The organism is Nocardia sp. NPDC060249, from assembly GCF_042728755.1.
Classification (GTDB): Bacteria; Actinomycetota; Actinomycetes; order Mycobacteriales; family Mycobacteriaceae; genus Nocardia.
Genome location: NZ_JBHXAQ010000004.1, coordinates 403,067 through 421,947 on the forward strand (window position 1 = coordinate 403,067; position 18,881 = coordinate 421,947).

The 18,881-nt window shown below is 68.7% G+C and carries 19 protein-coding genes; 8 read left to right on the forward strand and 11 right to left on the reverse strand.

All coding sequences use genetic code 11. From position 1 onward, the window contains the following. Positions 1-8 precede the first annotated feature (8 nt). From ACFWFP_RS18795 to ACFWFP_RS18805, 3 genes are all read left to right on the forward strand, one after another. Entirely contained in the window at positions 9-1,049 is a 1,041-nt protein-coding gene (locus ACFWFP_RS18795; protein ID WP_379296610.1) for a DUF4328 domain-containing protein, read from the forward strand. Then, the gene (locus ACFWFP_RS18800) at positions 1,046-1,813 is read left to right on the forward strand and encodes a glycerophosphodiester phosphodiesterase (RefSeq protein WP_379296612.1); all 768 of its coding nucleotides are present in this window, start codon (positions 1,046-1,048) and stop codon (positions 1,811-1,813) included. Before ACFWFP_RS18795 ends, ACFWFP_RS18800 begins: the two co-directional genes overlap by 4 nt. Positions 1,814-1,880: 67 nt before the next feature. Continuing rightward, positions 1,881-2,801 carry a DUF5926 family protein gene (locus ACFWFP_RS18805; RefSeq protein WP_379296614.1) on the forward strand — a complete coding sequence of 307 codons (921 nt, stop codon included), beginning with the start codon at positions 1,881-1,883 and terminating at the stop codon, positions 2,799-2,801. A gap of 239 nt (positions 2,802-3,040) precedes the next feature. Here the strand turns inward: ACFWFP_RS18805 and ACFWFP_RS18810 are convergent, their stop codons facing one another. The 5 genes from ACFWFP_RS18810 to ACFWFP_RS18830 form a co-directional block, all read right to left on the reverse strand. Beyond that, a complete protein-coding gene (locus tag ACFWFP_RS18810; protein WP_379296616.1) occupies positions 3,041-3,589 on the reverse strand; it encodes a ferritin in 549 nt (182 codons plus the stop codon). A gap of 138 nt (positions 3,590-3,727) precedes the next feature. Continuing rightward, positions 3,728-4,258, reverse strand: a complete 531-nt coding sequence (locus tag ACFWFP_RS18815; protein ID WP_379296618.1) for a ferritin — start codon at positions 4,256-4,258, stop codon at positions 3,728-3,730. A 9-nt stretch (positions 4,259-4,267) separates the two neighbouring features. Further along, positions 4,268-5,674: an LCP family protein gene (locus tag ACFWFP_RS18820; RefSeq protein ID WP_379296824.1), complete on the reverse strand. Its 1,407-nt coding sequence runs from the start codon at positions 5,672-5,674 to the stop codon at positions 4,268-4,270. 158 nt (positions 5,675-5,832) lie between these two features. Continuing rightward, the gene (locus ACFWFP_RS18825; RefSeq protein ID WP_379296620.1) at positions 5,833-6,609 is read right to left on the reverse strand and encodes a CPBP family intramembrane glutamic endopeptidase; all 777 of its coding nucleotides are present in this window, start codon (positions 6,607-6,609) and stop codon (positions 5,833-5,835) included. Between the two features lie 196 nt (positions 6,610-6,805). Next, a complete protein-coding gene (locus tag ACFWFP_RS18830; protein ID WP_266294944.1) occupies positions 6,806-7,567 on the reverse strand; it encodes a DUF2470 domain-containing protein in 762 nt (253 codons plus the stop codon). A gap of 101 nt (positions 7,568-7,668) precedes the next feature. Between ACFWFP_RS18830 and ACFWFP_RS18835 the strand changes: the two genes are divergently transcribed. The 3 genes from ACFWFP_RS18835 (at position 7,669) to ACFWFP_RS18845 (ending at position 9,998) form a co-directional block, all read left to right on the forward strand. Then, the gene (locus ACFWFP_RS18835) at positions 7,669-8,091 is read left to right on the forward strand and encodes a hypothetical protein (protein ID WP_379296623.1); all 423 of its coding nucleotides are present in this window, start codon (positions 7,669-7,671) and stop codon (positions 8,089-8,091) included. A gap of 327 nt (positions 8,092-8,418) precedes the next feature. Continuing rightward, entirely contained in the window at positions 8,419-9,333 is a 915-nt protein-coding gene (gene pheA, locus ACFWFP_RS18840) for a prephenate dehydratase (RefSeq protein ID WP_379296625.1), read from the forward strand. Next, on the forward strand, positions 9,330-9,998 hold the full coding sequence (locus ACFWFP_RS18845) for a histidine phosphatase family protein (protein WP_379296627.1): 669 nt from the start codon (positions 9,330-9,332) through the stop codon (positions 9,996-9,998). The genes pheA and ACFWFP_RS18845 overlap by 4 nt, the downstream gene beginning before the upstream one ends. Positions 9,999-10,071: 73 nt before the next feature. Here the strand turns inward: ACFWFP_RS18845 and ACFWFP_RS18850 are convergent, their stop codons facing one another. The 6 genes from ACFWFP_RS18850 to ACFWFP_RS18875 all read right to left on the reverse strand — a co-directional run bounded on the left by ACFWFP_RS18850 (position 10,072) and on the right by ACFWFP_RS18875 (position 15,635). After that, positions 10,072-10,908, reverse strand: coding sequence for an ESX secretion-associated protein EspG (locus ACFWFP_RS18850; protein ID WP_379296629.1), 837 nt, complete (start codon positions 10,906-10,908; stop codon positions 10,072-10,074). Next, on the reverse strand, positions 10,905-12,026 hold the full coding sequence (locus ACFWFP_RS18855; protein ID WP_379296631.1) for a PPE family protein: 1,122 nt from the start codon (positions 12,024-12,026) through the stop codon (positions 10,905-10,907). Before ACFWFP_RS18855 ends, ACFWFP_RS18850 begins: the two co-directional genes overlap by 4 nt. Before the next feature lie 48 nt (positions 12,027-12,074). Then, positions 12,075-12,386 (reverse strand): PE family protein, encoded by a 312-nt coding sequence (locus ACFWFP_RS18860; protein WP_379296633.1) that lies wholly within the window; start codon positions 12,384-12,386, stop codon positions 12,075-12,077. Positions 12,387-12,495: 109 nt separating this feature from the next. Next, a complete protein-coding gene (locus ACFWFP_RS18865; RefSeq protein ID WP_379296826.1) occupies positions 12,496-12,834 on the reverse strand; it encodes a metallopeptidase family protein in 339 nt (112 codons plus the stop codon). A gap of 14 nt (positions 12,835-12,848) precedes the next feature. Further along, entirely contained in the window at positions 12,849-13,916 is a 1,068-nt protein-coding gene (locus ACFWFP_RS18870; protein WP_379296634.1) for a septum formation family protein, read from the reverse strand. A gap of 36 nt (positions 13,917-13,952) precedes the next feature. After that, complete coding sequence (locus ACFWFP_RS18875; protein WP_379296636.1) at positions 13,953-15,635, reverse strand: aldehyde dehydrogenase family protein; 1,683 nt, start codon at positions 15,633-15,635, stop codon at positions 13,953-13,955. Positions 15,636-15,690: 55 nt separating this feature from the next. Between ACFWFP_RS18875 and serS the strand changes: the two genes are divergently transcribed. After that, positions 15,691-16,947 carry a serine--tRNA ligase gene (gene serS / locus ACFWFP_RS18880; protein ID WP_379296638.1) on the forward strand — a complete coding sequence of 419 codons (1,257 nt, stop codon included), beginning with the start codon at positions 15,691-15,693 and terminating at the stop codon, positions 16,945-16,947. A 77-nt stretch (positions 16,948-17,024) separates the two neighbouring features. Further along, positions 17,025-18,860 (forward strand): putative bifunctional diguanylate cyclase/phosphodiesterase, encoded by a 1,836-nt coding sequence (locus tag ACFWFP_RS18885; protein WP_379296640.1) that lies wholly within the window; start codon positions 17,025-17,027, stop codon positions 18,858-18,860. Positions 18,861-18,881: the final 21 nt, after the last annotated feature.

Below are 18,881 nucleotides of genomic sequence, written 5' to 3' on the forward strand. Positions count from 1 at the left end.
TGAGTTCGGTGGTGCAACCATGTGCACGCTGTGGTGCGCGGTGGGCCGTGCAGGGCGCGCCGATGCACTGGTGCCCGCGCTGCCGAGGGGTGCTGCTCTCGCCCGGCAAGGTCGACGCGCCCGCCACCCAGCGCAACTACCGCTGGGTCGCGCGCCGACCCGATCACCGCACCCGGAAGGCGGGCGCCACCACCTCGGCCCCGCTCGGGCCGACCCCGCGCTACGTCCAGACCCCGCGCTGGGGCCTGCTCGACCCGCCTCCGTCACCGGTCTCGACACCGGAACGCCCACTGCGCGGCATCGCCGCCCATCGCGACCGGCTGCTGATCGGCACCACGATCGTCTTCCTGCTCGCCGGGCTGGCCGAGTACGGCCGCTACCTGATCCTGTTGCAGAACCGCGCCAGGCTCATCCCCGGCTGGCTGCTGTCGATCTCCGACGCGACGGTGCTGGTGTTCGGCGTCATCGCGCCGATCTACGCGCTGGTGACCGCGGTATCGCTGGTCGCCTGGCTGATCGAGGCGCGCACGATCGTGTTCACCGCCTACGGCAAGCGTGACCCGCGCAAGCGCTGGTCACTGATCGCGGGATGCCTGGTGCCGGGCGTCAATCTGGTCTGGCCGGGCGTGTTCCTCACCGAACTCCTCGGCGCCGACCCCGATCCGCGCTCGTGGCGGGCCGTGCGGATCTGGTGGGCCGCCTGGGTGGTCAGCGGGCTGTTGTTGATCGCGGCGACGCTGTGGCGCGACGCGTCGACCTTGCAGGCCGAGGCCGACGGTGTCTCGTTCACCGGCTTCACCAACCTGTGCGCGGCCGGGTTCGCGGTGCTCACGCTGTGGATGGTGCGCACGCTGGAAGGTCGCGACCTGCGCGGCGGCATCCGGTCCGCGCATCGCTGGGTGATGGCGGCCGACCCCGCGCAGGTCGTCATCGCGCCCGTCGAGCCGGGCGCTGTCGCGGTGCGCGAGGACGCCGGGCACGATGAGCTCGAACGCGCGGATTCGGTCCGGGCAGGCGAGAATACGCAGGAGGAGGTCGTGGCCAAGTGAGCCAGAACAATCGCCCACCCTTCGTGGTGGCGCATCGTGGCGCGTCGGCGGCACGACCCGAGCACACCCTCGCCGCGTACGAGCTAGCCCTGCAGGAGGGGGCCGACGGTGTGGAATGCGACGTCCGGCTCACCCGCGACGGACACCTGGTCTGCGTGCACGACCGCACCGTCGATCGCACCGCCGACGCCACCGGCCTGGTCAGCGAACTGACGCTGGACGAACTGCGCGACATGAACTTCGGCACCGACGAGACGCCGCAGGGCGTGCTCGCGCTCAGCGATCTGATCGGACTCGTCCTCGACTGGCGCACCCGCCCGACGAAGCTGTTCATCGAGACCAAACACCCGGTGCGCTACGGCGCCCTGGTGGAGAACAAGGTGCTCGCCGAACTGCAGCGCTTCGGCATCGCCACGCCCGCCTCGGCCGATCATTCCCGCGCGGTGGTGATGTCGTTCGCGGCGACCGCGGTCTGGCGGATCCGCCGCGCCGCCCCGCTGCTGCCGACAGTGCTGCTCGGCGAATCGTCGCGGTTTCTCGGCGGCGGCGCGGCCACCACGGTCGGCGCTACCGCGGTGGGGCCGTCGGTGAAAACCCTGCGTGAGCATCCCGAACTCGTCGACAAGGCCGCCGCGGCGGGCCGGGCCACCTACTGCTGGACCGTCGACGATCCCGAGGACGTGACGTTGTGCGCCGACCTGGGCGTCAGCTGGGTCGCCACCAACCACCCGGGGCGCACGAAAGCCCTGCTGGCCGGAGTCTGACCGCCCCGCTCGTGTCCGCGCAGGGGTCGCGGTGAGTGAACACGCTGCCCGGCCATAAACTCCACGCGTGGGTAAAAGCAAGCGGAACAGTCCGAAGCCCGACAGTAATCGGGCTCAGCGTCTCGCGCAGCGGCGTGCGGCGCAGGAGCAGGCATCCGCGGCCGTGACACGGCCGTTCGAGGGTCTTGCCGCCGAATGTGATCTGGTGGCGCTGCGGGAGTTCGTGCCGTCGGCGACCGCGACCTTGAAGCTCGCGCCCGGTGTGGCCGCGCAGCGTGAGGTCACCCTGGCGACGGTGCTGCCCGGCGCGGTGGCCGCGCTGGTGCGCGCCGGTGACGAGCCGGTCGGCTTCGTCGGCACGCAGATGCAGTTCCGTGGCGAGGACCCGTCGGCCGATATCGCCGCGGCGATCCTGTGGACCCAGTCGGCCGAGCCCGGTGAGTCGCTGAACTCCGCCGACGCCGCCGACGGCGGTCCGCGCCTGGCCGATGTCATCGATCCCGGCGCCGATCTCGAGCTCACCGTGCACCAGGACTTCGACTGGTGGGTGCCCGAGGGCGTCACCCCGGATCCGCAGGTGGCGGCGACGATCGAGCAGGCCAAGCAGGCCATCATGCCGTCGGCGCGGCTGGACCTCGGCCCGGATTCCGTCGGCGCGGCCTGGTGGGTCGACGCGGGCGAGAAGGCGCATGTGCGCTGGGTGCGTCCCGAAGACGAGGACGCGCTGATGCTGGCGCTGGCTCGCGTGCACGCCACCGGTGGCCTGCACCTGGGTGAGGGTTCGCGCTTCGCCGGTTCGTTCCGCACACACGGTCTGCTGGTGCCGGTGTTCGACCTCGATCCCGAGCGGCACCCGGCCGAATGGGAGGCTCCGGCACGTGAATTCGGTGCTCGCCTGGCCGAGGCGCTGGCCTCGGAAGCGCCGATGACCAGCGAAGAACGTCGTTCGCGCGACGGTCTGCGTTCGCGTCAGGTCACCCTGCGCTGAACTTAATGAAACATGCCTCTTTCACAGATTTGGTCGGCTAGGTTCACGACTGAACCGGACAATCGGTGACAAGGAAAGTAAGAGGCATCGTGGAATTTCTCGGATCTATCGCCGGTCTCGCCCAGATCCTGATCGGCACCGTGCTGGCCAACACCGGCTCGGGCGGCTCCGGCTCAGGCTGGTAACGCGCACAAAGGATTCGGCTCGCTGCCCGCGAGCCGAATCCTTCTGCGTTCGAGCTAGACGCTGCCGCCGGCGACCGACGGAGCGCCGGACGCGTCCTTCGGGGTGCTCAGCTCGCGCCACATGAACTCCTCCAGGTCGAACAGGTTCGACCCGGCGCGATCGGCGATATTGAGCAGCGTCGTCATGTGCGCCACTTCTTCGACCTGTTCCTTCAGGAACCACTGCATGAACTGCTCGCCGAGGTAATCGCCCTCTTCGCGGGCGGTGCTGGCCAGTTGGACGATCTGATCGGTGACCGTCTTCTCCTGGGTCAACGCCAGTTCGATCGGCTCGCGGGCGGACTCGAACTTCGACTTCGCCGCGTCGATGCCCGAGATATCTACGGAGATGTCGCGGTCGACGAAGTACTGCACGATCATCATCGCGTGATTTCGTTCCTCCACCGACTGGGCGTAGAAACGCTTGGCCAGCTGCGGCAGGTCGTGGTTGTCGAACCACACCGCGATCGCGATGTACTGGTGCTCGGCATTGAACTCATGCCGGATTTGGTCTTGGAGCAGAGTGTGGAACTTGCTTCGCGGGGCTTCCGGATGAATCGACATGGCCGCCACATTAATGCTGGTCATAGGGGGTTGTCATCCAAGTGCAGCCTTATTGAGGACAGTATTCCCTAACCAAGTATTTCCTAATAAACGGCGATGCGCAGCCATTCCTCAGCTGCGCACCCTCCGACGGTATGCCTAAGTCGCGCCTGCCATTCGGGGCGCGGTGGTATCGATTCGCACCGCCCCGCTGAGTTCACGGCGGATGAATTCCTCGACGTCGAACAGGTTGTCCTGCCGGTCGAGCACGGTCAACAGCGTGGTCATCGCGGCGACATCGTCGACCTGCTCGCCCAGGAACCACTGCATGAATTGTTCACCGAGGAAATCATTGCTCTCCCGCGCGGCCGCGGCGAGAGCGCTGACCTGCGCGGTGGTGACCCGTTCGCGGTCGAGCAGAAAGGCTATCGCGGCGCGCGGGGAATCGAATTCCGAGCGGACCTCGTCGAGCCCGCCGATCGCGATCGGCACATCGCGGTCGAGCAGGTACTGCACCATGCGCATCGCGTGCCCATGATTCGACGTCGAACGCGCGTAGGTCTGCCCGGCCAGCTCGGGTAAATCCTGCGCGTCGAAATAGACGGCGGCGGCCAGATACTGATGCGCCGCGGTCAGACCGGCTCTGACCTGGTCACGGAGGAGTTCGGTGAACGACAGGTTTTCGGGCATACCTCGACGTTACCGCGTGAGCAGCTCCTCCGGAATCTGCTGATCGGTCGCGAGCGCCTCGAAGAAACCAGAGGCCCTCGACTTGTCCCAGAGCAACACATTGCCCACGTCGGTGTCGTCGAATCCGCCGATCGGGACGCTGGTGGTCACGGTGTCGCCGCGCATCGCCCAGCCGAGCGCGGCCAGGTTCCAGATGTGGTCACCGTCGTCGACTTTGAGCGACCCCGCGACCCCGGTTGCCATGGGCCACAGAGCGAACGGATTGGCGAGGGTGCCCGTGCCCGTCGCCTTCTTCAACAGCGCCGCCATGAACATCCGCTGGCGGTTCATCCGGTCGACATCGGCGGTCGGGGTCGCGCGGGTGCGCACGAATCCGAGGGCCTGCGGGCCGGACAGTGTCTGGCAACCCGCGGCCAGGTCGAGCCCGGCCAGCGGGTCGACGATCGGCTCGTCCAGGCACATCTCGATCCCGCCGATCGCGTCGACCACGCTCGCGAAACCACCGAAACCGATCTGCGCGTAGTGGTCGATTCGCACTCCCGTGGCTTCCTCCACCGTCTGGACCAGCAGCGGAGCGCCGCCGAGCGCGAACGACGCGTTCAGCTTGTCCTTGCCGTGGCCGGGGATGTTCACGTAGGAGTCGCGCGGGAGGCTCACCATCGTGGTCGGGCCGGAGGACGCGATGTGCACCATCATGATCGTGTCGGTGCGTTCGGGCCCGGTGTCGCCGCCGGTCGCGAGTTCCTGTTCCTGCTCGGTCGAGAGGTCACCGCGGCCATCGGAGCCGACGAGCAGCCAGTTGGTGCCCGGGGTATTGCTCACGCGGTCGCTGTAGGAGGGCAGCGCGGTGATGCGGGTCAGCGAGTTGTCCAGGTTCACGACCGCGGCGATGAGGCCGGCGATCAACAGCACGACGATCACCGTGAACCACCGGAACGGATGCCGTTTGCGCCTGCGCCGCGGGGGCTGCGGCTGCCTGCCCCCGACGACCGGCGGGGGGTTGCGGCGGGGCGGCAGCGCGTCGTGATGGGGAACCGGCCGCTGGGTCGGCGCGTGCCTGACCTGCTCGCGACGTGGCGGCGGCGGGGGTGGCTGACGCGGCTTCTCGCGCTCGTACGGCATCTGCGAATAGGCCAGCGGTTGGTCGCCGGAGTTGCCGCGGTGCAGCACCTGGGTGGGTTCTACGTGCGAGGCGCCGCGCCGGGGCGGCGCCGGGTTGTAGCGCACCGTCGGCCCGTCCTCGGGATTCGGGCGGCGATCGTTGCCTGGTGGGCGGCCGTAGCGCGGATCGGGCGGCATCGCGCGGCCCGGCGGCACGGGACGACCTGGTGGGGGCATCGCGGGACCGCCTTGGCGGCCGGACGCCGGCGGCACCCGGCGTCTACGGGGGTCCTCGCGGGGATCGTCGCCGTTCATCACCGTCAAACTCTACTGATCGGGGAGAGCGCAAGCCGGTTCTGCGCGCTCGGTTACTACTGGGATACCCCGCTGGCGGGCCACTGTTAGCGCGAAACGCGGTGATGTGGTGAAACTCGCCGCGACACGCCGTCCACATCAGTGAACGGACGCGCGTCTCACGGCAGCCAGCCGACGCGTCCGCGCAGCACGTTGTAGCCGAGATAGGCGACAGCGTCGATCGTCGCGTGGGCCAGAATCAGCGGCCACAAGCGATTGGTTCGCTGCCAGTAGCGGCCGAAGATCAGCCCCATCACGATATTGCCGAGGCCGCCGCCGATCCCCTGGTACAGGTGATAGCTGCCGCGCAACAGCGCCGACGCGGCCAGCGACGAGTTCTCCGACCAGCCGAGCCTGCGCAGCCGGGTGATCAGATAGCCCACCACCAGCACTTCCTCGGCGACGGAATTCGCACACGCCGACAGGACCAGCACCGGCAGCCGCCACCAGTGCTCCGACAGTGAACTCGGCACGATGGTGACGCTCACCCCCATCGCGTGCGCGATCAGATACAGCGCGAGCCCCGGCACCCCGATCACCGCGGCCAGCACCAGACCCGCCACGACATCCCCGCGCCGAATCCGCGCCAGCCCGATCAATGTCGGCCCGATCCCGCTGCGCCACAACAGATACAGACCCAGCGCGGCCCACGCCAACAGCCGGGTCACCCCGACGAGCTGGAACAGCAGATCGAGCAACGAGTTGTTCGACCGCGACGCGTTCAACGCCACCGTCCGCCCACCGACCCCACCCGGCGACAACGCCGAATCGAGCAGGGACAGACCGGCGCTGATCCCACTCAACCCGAAGGTCACGAGCAGCACGATCGCGATCTCGACTCGCAGCCCGAACCTGTCGCGCTCGCTCAGCGGGGCCTGGGGAGAATCGACACGCATGCCGCGCAGTGTAAGCAGCGAACACGTCGCAGCCGGTTCCCGCCGTGCCCGGCAACCCGAAGTGAGACGCCCCCACCCCGAGCCGCAGAGCGGAACATTCCCCCCACCGCCTGAGCCGGGTGATCCTGATGTGTCTCTACCCAAAGGGGGCACCCCGGGGCCCCGCTCGAGCGCGCCAGCGCTCCAAGAACCCAGATCAGATGCGGCGCAGGCCGTTCAGAAACGGGCAGCCTGCCAGTACCCGGACCGCGCGGCTCAGCGATTCGATGTCGTCGGCCGGGGTGGGGAAGGGCAGCCGGACATCGTGGTCGCCGTCGTTGCTCTCGACCCGCAGCGTGAGCCCGTAGCGGTCGATGGCGAGCGGATGCACCAGCCCGCCCCGCAACCGGGTCGGCAGGTGCCGGGCCAGCTGGGCGACCACGTCGGCGTGATCCTCGGACATGTGTTGCAGCCAGGCGCTTTCCAGCTCGCAGAACGGGTCGGCCGTGGCGGCGCGCAGGTCGGCGTGGTCGACGGATTCGGCGCCCGCGGTGTCGGCCAGCACCGCCGAGTTCACCACGATCCGCAGCAGCGTGACGCCGTGCCCGACATCGAGCAGTCCCGGATGCGGGTACTCCTTGGCGATTTCGACGGCGAGCGCGCGCTGTGCCTGCTCCGGGACCTGGCGCACCCAACCGCGCAACCACACCAGCGCCCTGACCGGCTCACGCAGCGGCAGGGGCGCGTGATCGGTGAGTTCGAGAACCGCCGAGGTCTCGTTGGCCGTGGCGGCCAGCGCGGCCGCGAGTGAGGACCCGGGCACCGCGATCACCGCGTCGCCGCAACGGCGCAGGTGGTGCAGCGTGGTGGGGACCGGGTCGATCCCGGGAAGCGCGAGCACCGCAGTCTCGGCATGAGCGCACGCACTGCGCACCCGCTCGGCGGTGGTCGGCGCGAGGATCGTTGTGGGGCTCGACATGACAACCTCCGCGAACGTTTGATTAGGTAAACCTAAGCTAAGTTACAAACGCCCGCCGCGCAAGAGGACACCCCGATGAATCGACCCGATACGGTGGACCGATGACGCACGACGACCACGGCGACGACCATCCCGCCCCCGCCGAACCCGTCTTGCTGAACCTGTCGGCCCCCGCTCGCCGCAGCCTCGTGGCCGACCTGGTCCGCCCCGACGGCAGTTCCCCCACCCCCGTCGACGTCGACATCCCCGACCCCGACCTCACCGCCTTCCTGGCCGGCATCGCCCACGCCGACCACGGCTTCGTCGCCCGCACCACCAGCGGCCCCCGCGCGCTCGCCGTGGTCGCCGGCACCGTAGCGGCCCTCTGCGGCGAAGACATCCCCACCGCCCTCACCACCCCCGACCTGACCTTCCTGAAATCACTGAAGCCCGCCGCCATCGAGGCCACCCGCACCGTCCTCCTGTCCATCGAAACCCCCAACGAACAGGCAATCACCGAGGCGCTGCGAGCACTGGACCACTAACCCCCGAGCCGGGCAACCCGATGAGCCCACCGAAGTACACAACCTGGGCCGGGTAACCCCTGATGTGTCTGTACCCAAAGGGGCCCGCCCCGATCTGGACTGACCGAAGGGTGCGACGAAGGAGTACCCGTAGGGAGGGAAGATCGGGGCCGCCAGGGCCCCGCTCGAGCGCGCCAGCGCTCCAAAAACACAGCCCTGTACAACTACCCCGAACCACTGATCCCGACGTGTCCTCACCGAACACCCGGCCGCCACGCGGTAACCAGCGCACCACATGCCGACCGTCGAGTCCGAAACCCACCCAGCGCCAGCCGCTAAAGTTGCAGTGTGCCGCGTATTGCGTATTTCGGGCCGTCCGGGACCTTCACCGAGATGGCGCTGGCGAAGTTCGAGACCTCGGGGGCCTTCGACGGGCCGGTCGAGCGGATTGCCGCGCCCAGTCAGGGGGCGGCGCTCGACCTGATCCGGACCGGGGAGGTCGACGGCGCGGTGGTGCCGATCGAGAGTTCGGTCGAGGGCTCGATCCCGGCGACCCTGGACTCCCTCGCCATCGGACCGCGCTTGCAGATCATGGCCGAAACCGAGCTGGAGGTCACCTTCACGATCCTGGCGCGACCCGGCACCTCGCTCGCCGATGTGCGCTCACTCGCCGCCTATCCCGTGGCGGCGGCGCAGGTCAGGGAGTGGGTGGCCCGGAACATGCCGGCGGCGCGCCCGTTCACCTCGGCGTCCAACGCGGCGGCCGCCGAAGACGTGGTCGCAGGCACCGCCGATGCCGCGATCTCGACCGCGCTGGCAGGCGAACGACTCGGCCTGGCGACCCTGGCCGCGGGCGTGGCCGACCACGACCAGGCCATCACCCGCTTCGTCCTGGTCACCCAGCCGGGCATCGCACCCGCCGCCACCGGCGCCGACCGGACCTCCGTCGTGCTGGAACTGCCCAACGAGCCCGGTTCGCTGATGCGCGCGTTCGCCGAATTCGCCACGCGTGGGGTCGATCTCACGCGCATCGAATCGCGGCCGACCCGCACCGGCATGGGCACCTACCGGTTCTATCTCGACTGTGTCGGACACCTCGACGACCCGGCGGTAGCGGAAACCCTGAAGGCCCTGCACCGCACGGCCCATGTCCGCTTCCTCGGGTCATGGCCCGCGACAGCGGCAGTCGGCACGCCACCGCCGTCGGACGAACCGGCGGCAGAATGGTTGACGCAATTGCGAAAGGGGGTCGCGGACCTATGACTACCCGCGCGAAACTGATTCTGGTGCGCCACGGCGAGACCGAGGGCAATGTCGCGAAGATCCTCGATACCGCCGTGCCCGGCCTGCCGCTCACCGAACGTGGTGTGGCGCAAGCGAAAGCGTTCGGCGCGGGCCTGGCGCGCGCGCCCCAGGTGCTGGTGTCGTCGGACGCGCTGCGCGCCCGCCAGACCGCGAGCCACATCGAAGAAGCCACCGGCACACCGGCCCACGTCCTCGACGGCCTGTACGAGGTGCAGGTGGGAGATCTGCACGGCCGCTCCGACCGGGAAGCACACGAACTCTTCCAGCAGATCTATCGCGGCTGGCACCTCGGCGAACTCGACGTCAGAGCCCCCGGCGGCGAATCCGGCCACGAAGTGCTGGCCCGCATCCTGCCCGTCCTCGGCGGCCTGCGCGAGGAATTCCTGACCCCCGACGCCGACGCCGACGTCGTGGTGGTGAACCACGGCGCCGCCATGCGCCTGATCGGCAAGGCGCTGGCCGGGGTGGCGCCGCCGTTCACGACGAACAACCACCTCGACAACACCGAGACCATCGAACTGCTCCCCACCGAAGACGGCGGCTGGGAATGCCTACGCTGGGGCAAATTCACCCCACCGTTCACCATCAAAGCCGACCCCTCGGCCGACGACCCCATGGGCTGAACGCTCCGGCTGCGCCTCCGGTTCGCGGTTGAGTTGTGGGGGCGTTTGGTGTTTGGGTGCGGTTCGGGGGGGCTTACGCCGGGTTAGTGGCTGCCGCGGTAGGGAATTCGGTGCGGATCGGTAGGGACTCGATGAGGTCGGCTACCGCGGTGCGTAGGCGGGCGTTGGTGCCGCTGGCGATGGACGACCATTTCACGCCGTCGTCGGCGACGCTGGCGGTGATGATGAACCTGCCTGCGCGCGTGTTGAATACGGCGATGTGGTTGTCCTGGATATCGCGGGTGCCGTCGCCGTAGGCCACGCCGACGATCTCGGCGTAGGAGTGGATCTCCACCAGCGCCGAGGCCAGTGCCTGCGCGTCGGTGGCCGGGTTGCCCACCTTTGTCAGGCGCTTCGTGGTGGCGGCCGCGTCACCGGTGTCGCCGAAGATCGGCGCCAATTGTTCGGTGGGAGCGTTCATCCCGTACAGCTCGAGCGCTTCGACCGGCCCGAGCGCCTGCAGCACCGCGCCGGGCAGATCGAGACCGGCGTCGTCGATGACGTAGGACTCCGGCCCGCGCAGGGCGACGACCGCGCGGTCGTCGCCCTGCGCCAGACAGAATCGGTTGACCTGGCCGGCCACCACCCACCGCAGCGCGATGATCCACTGCGGCCGGTAGAGCACCCGGAGCCGTTCGGCCAGCTCGGGTGCCACCTCCTGGCCGAACAGCAGCTCGCGTTCGGCCAGGGCGGCCTGCGCCACGTTCATGGCGGCGTCGTGCGCGGTGACGTTGTCATAGCGGCCCATGGCGTCGAGTACCACGGGCATCTCGTCGAATTCCAGTTTCTCCAGGAGGAACTGCATGTCGTCGAGCGAGAGCACGACGGCGCCGAGCAGCGAACCTCCGCTGCCCGTGCCGAGAACCGTCACTTGGCCGTTCCGGCGAGGTCGGCGCCGATCACACCTTCGGCCGCGTAGCGACCGTCGGTGAACTCGTCGGAACGCACGTAGTCGATGCCATCGTGCTCGTCGTCTTCCTCGCCCTTCTGCCGGTTGCCCATCAGCGGGTTGGCGCCGCTGTTGGTGTTGCGCACGGGTGCGCTCTCCACCCGGTTGACGACCGATTCCGAGACCGGCGCGCTCGCTGACGCGTTCGCGGCGGGCGCACCCCAGCCCTCGGGCAGCTTCAGCGATCCCGCGCTGACGCCACCGAGACCGGCCGAGGTGGTGGCCATGCCACCCACCGCGGCACCGGCAGCCCCGACACCCGCCATGACGGGCGCGGCGGCGGTGCCCGCGGGCACGGTGGCCGTGGCCGCCGAGATCGCGGAAGCGCCGATGTTGCCGACCGTGCTGACGCCGCTGGTGAGCACGCCACCCGCGGTGTTGGCCGCCTGGGTGGCCGCGCTGACCACACCGGGGTTGGAGACGAAGGCCTGCGCCGCGGCGACCGCGGTCTGCAGCGGATCGCCGCCACCGAAGTCGCCCTGCGAGGCGGAGCCCGCACCGCTGGCGATGGCGGGCGGCATGGTGAACTCGCTGGGCACGGCGACGGTGGCCGACGTGGCGGCCTCGTAGGTCTCCATCACCAGCGCGGCGCGGATGTCCATGGCGTGGCGCGCGACTTCGGCCACCTCGAAGGCGCCGGACACGACACCGGGCGGGTTGGCCGAAGCGGCCACCGCGGCGTTGGTACCGACGATCTCGGGCAGGCTCGGCATCGCGATCGAGGCGACGGTGTAGGCGGTGGCGTTGGCCGCGCACTTGCCGCTGATCGCCGCGGCCGCGATGCCCTGCTGGCTGGCCCAGCCCGCGAAGGGCGCCAGCCGGGCGAGCACGGCGATACCGTTGACACCCTGGAGGCCGACACCGACTTCGGCGATCACGCGGGTGATGGTGAAGGCGGCGTCGCCCCACGCGGCGGCCAGCGTGCCCCACGAGGTGGCGGCGGCGCTGATCGGGATCGCGTGTGCGCCCGCGTTGAGGGTGGTGGAGTTCATTTCGGCCATACGAGGCAGCCAGAACACCCCGGTGATCCCTGCGGTCATGCTTGTTTCTCCCCTGAGTAAATGATCGTCGACAGGATCGGTGTGCGACTACACCTGGACGGCGTTGATCGTCGCCGCGCGAGCCACGTCTTCCCCGATATGAGTGCTCAGCTGCGAGCGCAGGGTCGCGGCCGCGTGATGCAGCTCGAGGATCGCCTGGGCGACCGAACCGTCGTGCTTGCCTGCCGCGGTGTTGAAGTGGGTCGCCGCGAGCAGCGACACCTCTTCGGCGCCGGAGGGCAGCACATGCGTGGTCGGCCCGGCGAGCCCGGCCGCGACGGCGAGGCGCTCGGCGAGCAGATCCAGCTCCGCGGATGCGGCGAGGACGATTTCAGGTGCAACGAGAACGTGTCCAACCATGACCCGACTCCTTCTGGTGGCGGCTATCGGGAACCACGAGAATTCCCCCTACGAGTACTAGGACGCGAGAGCGGTTCATTCGGTTCCATCGATTCCCCACCCAGTTTCGCTAACCCCATCCCAGCTCATGCAACCGGTCGTCGTCAATCCCGAAATGGTGTGCTATTTCATGGATCACGGTGATCGCGACTTCTTCGACCACCTCGTCGTCGGTGTTGCAGATGTCGAGAATAGCCTCTCGATAGATCGTGATCGTATCCGGCAACGATCCGGCGTAGTAGCTGTCGCGCTCGGTGAGGGCGATGCCGTGGTACAGCCCGAGCAGCGACGGTTCCTCGTCGTTTCGGGCCTCTACCAGCACCACAACATTGTCTATGGCACTGGACAGCTCCGCCGGGATCTGGTCGAGGGCATCACTGACCAACTCCTCGAAACGCCGCTCCGGCATCCGCTCGGACAACGTCACCTCGGCTGGGGCTGCGGCGGCAGCGGCGCGGCACCCGGCAGCGGCGCCGGAGTGGACCGTCCGGTGTTCGGCGGGGGCACCGGGGCCTGTCCGTCGATCAGGATCTCGCCGCGGGCGGAGCCGACGATGGGCGCGAAACCCTCACGGTCGGCGCCCTTTCCGAGCCAGCAGTCCAATTTGTGGCTGCCCGCGAGCCAGCTGGCGGGCTCCAGATAGTCGAAGAACAGGGTGAGGGTCTTGTTGCGGATGGCATCGGGGCTACCGAGGTAGTCGCCCGAGAGCCGGTTGCACTCGGCCTCGACGAACTTGTCCTGATCGGCTTCCGACGGAGGTCCGCCGGTGAAGGCGGTAGCCAGGTCGACGGTGCCGACGATCTCCACCGAGTGCGGCTGGGCGCATTCCACCGGGTCGGTGGGCAGGTTCTGATTGATGCCGAGGCAGGTGCCGGTGGCATGGATCTTGGACTGATCGCTCTCGGCGAGGCTGCCGGTGGTGGCCGGGCTCGTGGCGGTGGCCGCGACCTGGACACCGCAGCGCAGCGTCCGGTCGCCGTGCTGCCAACCGGCCGGGCTCGGCGACATCACATTCACCATGAACTTGCCGCGCGGGTCGAACCGGCCGCCCAGGTATTTCTGGACGGCGCTCACGCAGTGCTCGTCGCGCAGCTCGGTCATGCGCAGGGAATCGGGGTGACGGGTGCCTTCGGCGAACTCACGCCCCGGGTAGGCGCTGAGGTCGATGACACCCGCCACCTCGAAGAGGTGCTTGTCGCCGCAGCCCACCTTCACGAGGTCGCTGCGATCGGGTCTGGACCAGGTCAGGCAGTCGCCCTGCGCGGCGCTGCTGAACTCTTTGTCGCGCACCACCGGTTCGGCGCCGGGCTGGTGCGCTTCCACCTTGTCGCTGTCGAAGCCTGTCACGGTCATCGTGACCATGGCCGCGATGATCGCCCCGAGGGCGCCTATCAGCAGCCCCCAGCGCAGTTTCGTCGCGGACAGGTGCAGGGCGCCGCCACGACTGGGCGCGACGGGTCCCTCGGCTGGGTTGCTCTGCTTCTTCGACATCGTCGACGAGTGTATTTGTCGCGGCGGTCTGCCGGGTCAGCCCCGCAGAGCTGACACGAAGATGCCCGGTATGCGACGCAGTTTGCCGTCGCCGTAGAAATCGGTCAGCTTGCGGCCGGTGGAGGTGCCGGTCTTGTTCGAGACGAACCACGGCGGCTTCGGGGTCAGGGCGAATTCACCGCGCAGAATCGAACGCGGAGCGGGGCGGAAGGGACCGCGGACCACGGTGCGTTCGACATCGTCGAGGAGGAAGGCGTTGTGTACGACGCCGATGCCGCTCTGGATGTCGTCGATGGTGTGGCCGGGGTAGGCGCCCCAGCTGGCGCGCGGCGTCAGGAACGCGAGACCGGTCCAGGCGTTGAGGGCGACGGTGCCGTAGCGCAGATTCTCGATCGCGGTGTCGAGTTTCGCGCCGAGCGTGGCGATGGTCGCGGGGTCGGCGATGATGTTGGCGCCCAGGGTGCCCATCAGCTCGTCATTGGCGAAATCGACCGCGTTGCCGAGGAAATCGGCCCCGGTGCCCGGCAGTTCGACCACGCCGAGCACCGGCGAGAAGTACTCGGTGCGCAGCAGCGGAGTGTCGTCGGCGGGCAGGTTCTCGACCAGGAGGCGGCCGTTGGCGCGGGCGGCGTCGGGGTAGCTCTCCAGCGCGCCCGCCACGCGGTTGTCGCTGCCCGGGTAGTAGGCGGTGCGCGCGGGAGCGCTGTCGATCGCGGCCCGCAGCTCGGTGAGGAACTGCTCCTTGAGCGGCCAGTCCGCGGCGAGCACCACGGTCTGCGCGGCGACACAGTTGTAGCCGCCGTTGTGCAGGCGCTGGGTGGCCACGTGCTCGGCCTGGAACTTCAGATCGGCGGCCGACCACTCGCCGGGTACCACGATGCACGGCGCGACGCCGCCGAGTTCACTGGTGATCGGCTTGTCCAGGATGGGCTCGCCGGTCTTGTCGGCGCCGGGGCCCCACACGATCGCGTCGTGGGTCGGCGCGCCGCCGGTCATGTGCACGTGCGCGACCAGCGGATGATTCACCAGGTAGCCGCCCTCGGGGGCCCCACCGGTGAGGATGCGCACCACGCCGAGCTCGATGAACGGCGCGAAGATCGCCTGGAACACCGGCAGCAGCGGATCGGTGATCGGGTTGAGCTTGAGCGCGACCACGCGGTTGTTGGCGTAGAGCTCGTAGAGGGTGTCCAGCGGGGCGATCGACATGATGTTGCCCGCGCCGAGCACCGCGCCGACACCGTTGGTCTTCGCGGGATCGCGCTGGGCCAGGCCCGCCTTGCGCCGCGCGGTCGCGGCATCGACGCCCGGCTTCAGCCACACATCGGCGCTGAACCCGCTCAGCAGCAGCTTGTCGTAGATGCCGTGCGGCAGCGCGGGCACGGCCACCCGGCCGCCGGGCGCGGTGGTGAATTCGACCCCCTCGATCGGGCTCGCGCCCTTCTCGAGCGCGGCCATCGACTCGCTCAGCGCCTGCGCGCCCGCGAGCATCGTCATCGGACCCGACATCCACTCCTCGCCGAGCAGCGGGCTGTCGGCGTCGAGCTTCTTGATGGTGCGGGCGGCGGCGACCCAGGCCTCGGCATCACGGGCGGTCAGCGCGTGCAGTTCGTCGAGCAGTTCGCGGCGGCGACGCAGGTCGGTCGCGGCCCAGGTCTTTTCCCCTTGGGTGAGATCAGCGAGCGCGGTATCGATGACAGCGGTGTCGAAAGAGGTACTCACACCGCAACTATGCCCCTGTGCTGCCCGATTGGCACTTCAACTAGGCTGTTTTCTCATGATCGACCTCCGATTCCTGCGCGAGAACCCGGAAGCCGTCCGTGCCTCGCAGCGGACCCGCGGTGAGGACCCCGCGCTCGTCGACGCCCTGCTCGAAGCCGACGCCGCGCGCCGGGCCGCCGTGGCCACCGCCGACAACCTGCGCGCCGAACACAAGGCCATGGGCAAGGTGATCGGCAAGGCGAGCAAAGAGGAGCGCCCCGCGCTGCTGGCCGCCGCCACCGACATGTCCGCCAAGGTCAAGGAGGCCGAACTCGCCGAGCACGCCGCCGACGCCGAACTCGACGCCGCGCAGCGAGCCATCTCCAACGTCGTGCAGGACGGCGCGCCCGCGGGCGGCGAGGACGACTACGTCGTGCTCGAAACCATCGGCACCCCACCGGTGTTCGACTTCGAGCCCAAGGATCACCTCGAGCTCGGCGAATCGCTGCACCTGTTCGATATGGAACGCGGCGCCAAGGTGTCGGGCTCGCGGTTCTACTTCATGACCGGCTACGGCGCGTTGCTGCAGATGGGTCTGCTGCAGCTGGCCGCGCAGAAAGCCGTGGCCAACGGGTTCACCATGATGATCCCGCCGGTGCTCGTGCGCCCGGAGATCATGGCGGGCACCGGTTTCCTCGGTCAGCACTCGGCCGAGGTCTACCACCTGGAAGAGGATGACCTCTATCTCGTCGGTACCTCGGAGGTGCCGCTGGCCGGCTACCACTCGGAGGAGATCCTCGATCTGAGCACCGGCCCGAAGCGCTACGCGGGTTGGTCGTCGTGCTTCCGTCGCGAGGCCGGGAGCTACGGCAAGGACACCCGCGGCATCATTCGGGTGCACCAGTTCGACAAGGTGGAGATGTTCGTCTACACCACCCCTGACCAGGCCGAAGCCGAGCACCAGCGGCTGCTGGCGTGGGAACGTCAGATGCTGGACTCGATCGATGTGCCCTACCGGGTAATCGACGTGGCGGGCGGCGATCTGGGTAGCTCGGCGGCGCGCAAGTTCGACTGCGAGGCTTGGGTGCCCACCCAGCAGACCTACCGCGAACTCACCTCCACGTCGAACTGCACCACCTTCCAGGCGCGCAGGCTCTCGGTCCGCTACCGGGACGAGAACGGGAAAGTACAGGTCGCGGCCACGTTGAACGGCACCTTGGCCACCACACGCTGGATCGTGGCGATCCTGGAGAACCATCAGCAGGCCGACGGTTCGGTGCGGGTGCCCGAGGCGCTGGTCCCGTTCGTGGGTACCGATATCCTGAAGCCGTAAGATGCTCAGTGTTTGCTGGCGACCCATTTGCCGGATGTGGCAAACACCCTGACCCATCAACATCTAGGCTGGTGCACGTGCGAGGAATCGGGGCGCGCGGCGATACCCGAACCCGGGTGCGGGCGGCATCGGCGTTGGCGACGGCAAAAGTCATGGCCAGGACAACGGGGGCGTTCTACGTTCTCGGTGGTGTCCTCGGCCTGATGATCACTGCCGTCGCACCGGGCGACGACGGCAATCGCGCCGTGGTCGGCACCGCGGCGGCGATCTCGGTGGTACTCGGTCTCACGCTGCTCGCGTGGGGCCCGCGGATGCCGCACCGCCTGCACCACGCCTACCTCGCCACCGCGGCGGTGCTCGTCGCGATCGCGGTCTACGACTTCCCCAACCTGGTCGGCGCCATCACGCTGGCCTCGTTCTTCGTCTTCGTCGCCTGTGACGCGGCGCTGTTCTTCGCCTGGACCCAGGCCGCCGCGCACATCGGTTTCGCGATGGTGCTGTGTCTGCTGGTGTTGCCCGCGCGCGGGCTGCCGTGGTGGTCCGGGCTGATCCCGGCCGGTGTCACCTTCGGCGCGGGCGTGGTGGTCGGCATCCTCACCAGGATGGCGTCCGAAGCGGATATCGACGTGCTCACCGGCCTGCTCAACCGGCGCGGTTTCGAGAAGCAGCTCAACCCGGCGATCGACGCGGCCGGTCGCGGCGGTCAGGGCATGGCCCTGGTGCTGGTCGACCTCGACCGATTCCAGAAGATCAACGACCACCTCGGCCACCGCGCGGGCGACGCCGTCCTGCAGCGGGTCGCCGATACCTGGCTCGACCTGCTCGCGCCCGGCCAGGTGCTGGCCCGTTTCGGCGGCGACGTGTTCGCGCTACTGTTGCCCGGGACCACCGAGCAGGCCGCGATCCTGCTCACCGAACAACTGCGGGCCGCGGTGACCATGGGCTGTTCGGCCGGTGTCACCTCCTGGCAGCCGGGCGAGTCCGGTTCGCTGCTGGTCAGCCGCGCCGACGTGGGCCTGTACCGGGCCAAGCAGGCCGGCCGCAACCGCACGGTGCTGGAATCGTCGCGTCAGCTTCCGCTGGCGGTGGAACTGCGCGAGGCGATCGACCGCGGTGCGCTCGACGTGCACTACCAGCCGATCGTCAGCCTCACCGAGGACGGTGGCCAGGCGGTCGGCGTCGAGGCGCTGCTGCGCTGGTCGTCGAGCGCGCAACCCGAGGTCACCACCGAGGGCTTGATCCGCGTCGCCGAGGAATACGACCTCATCTCCGATCTGGACGAGCTGGTCCTGCGTCGCGCCTGCGCCGACGCCGCCCGCCTGCAGGAGAGCTTCGCCTCGCTGAACCTCACGCTCAATGTGAACGTCTCCGGCCTCGAACTGGCCGAGACCGCGTACGCCGAGCGGGTCGCGACCATCCTGTCCGATACCGGCTGGCCCGCCGACCAGCTCGTCCTCGAGGTGACCGAGAGCGAACTCGCCGCCGAATCCCAGACCGCGATCACCAATCTGCACACCCTGCGCGACCGTGGCGTGCGCATCGCCATCGACGATTTCGGCACCGGCTACTCCTCGCTGAGCCGCCTGGCCACCATCCCCAGCGACATCCTCAAGGTCGACCAGTCCTTCGTCGCCGCCATCCGCTCCGATTCCCCGGCTCCGCCGCTGCTGAGCGTCATCGCCGCGCTCAGTAAATCGCTGGACCTGCAGGTCATCGCCGAGGGCGTGGAAACCGAATACCAGGCCGCCGTCCTCACCGAACTCGGGTTCGCCCTGGCCCAGGGCTACCACTACAGCGACTCGCACCCGGTCTCGGAACTCATCAACGATCTCAACGACGGCCGTCCGCTGGTGAGCAGCACCGACGAGGACGACGATTCCCTCGCCGCGAACGGCTGGATCCCGCTCGGATAATCGCTTGACCCGGCTGGTCGT

What these genes read in the sequence shown, in the direction of transcription:
- ACFWFP_RS18815 (WP_379296618.1), bottom strand. Translation starts at nt 4,258, where the DNA reads ATGCCCGAAAACCTGTCGTTCACCGAACTCCTCCGTGACCAGGTCAGA.
- ACFWFP_RS18865 (WP_379296826.1), bottom strand. Translation starts at nt 12,834, where the DNA reads ATGCCGGAGCGGCGTTTCGAGGAGTTGGTCAGTGATGCCCTCGACCAG.
- ACFWFP_RS18855 (WP_379296631.1), bottom strand. Translation starts at nt 12,026, where the DNA reads ATGACCGCAGGGATCACCGGGGTGTTCTGGCTGCCTCGTATGGCCGAA.
- ACFWFP_RS18830 (WP_266294944.1), bottom strand. Translation starts at nt 7,567, where the DNA reads ATGTCGAGCCCCACAACGATCCTCGCGCCGACCACCGCCGAGCGGGTG.
- ACFWFP_RS18845 (WP_379296627.1), top strand. Translation starts at nt 9,330, where the DNA reads ATGACTACCCGCGCGAAACTGATTCTGGTGCGCCACGGCGAGACCGAG.
- ACFWFP_RS18810 (WP_379296616.1), bottom strand. Translation starts at nt 3,589, where the DNA reads ATGTCGATTCATCCGGAAGCCCCGCGAAGCAAGTTCCACACTCTGCTC.
- serS (WP_379296638.1), top strand. Translation starts at nt 15,691, where the DNA reads ATGATCGACCTCCGATTCCTGCGCGAGAACCCGGAAGCCGTCCGTGCC.
- ACFWFP_RS18825 (WP_379296620.1), bottom strand. Translation starts at nt 6,609, where the DNA reads ATGCGTGTCGATTCTCCCCAGGCCCCGCTGAGCGAGCGCGACAGGTTC.
- ACFWFP_RS18835 (WP_379296623.1), top strand. Translation starts at nt 7,669, where the DNA reads ATGACGCACGACGACCACGGCGACGACCATCCCGCCCCCGCCGAACCC.
- ACFWFP_RS18860 (WP_379296633.1), bottom strand. Translation starts at nt 12,386, where the DNA reads ATGGTTGGACACGTTCTCGTTGCACCTGAAATCGTCCTCGCCGCATCC.
- ACFWFP_RS18870 (WP_379296634.1), bottom strand. Translation starts at nt 13,916, where the DNA reads ATGTCGAAGAAGCAGAGCAACCCAGCCGAGGGACCCGTCGCGCCCAGT.
- ACFWFP_RS18820 (WP_379296824.1), bottom strand. Translation starts at nt 5,674, where the DNA reads ATGAACGGCGACGATCCCCGCGAGGACCCCCGTAGACGCCGGGTGCCG.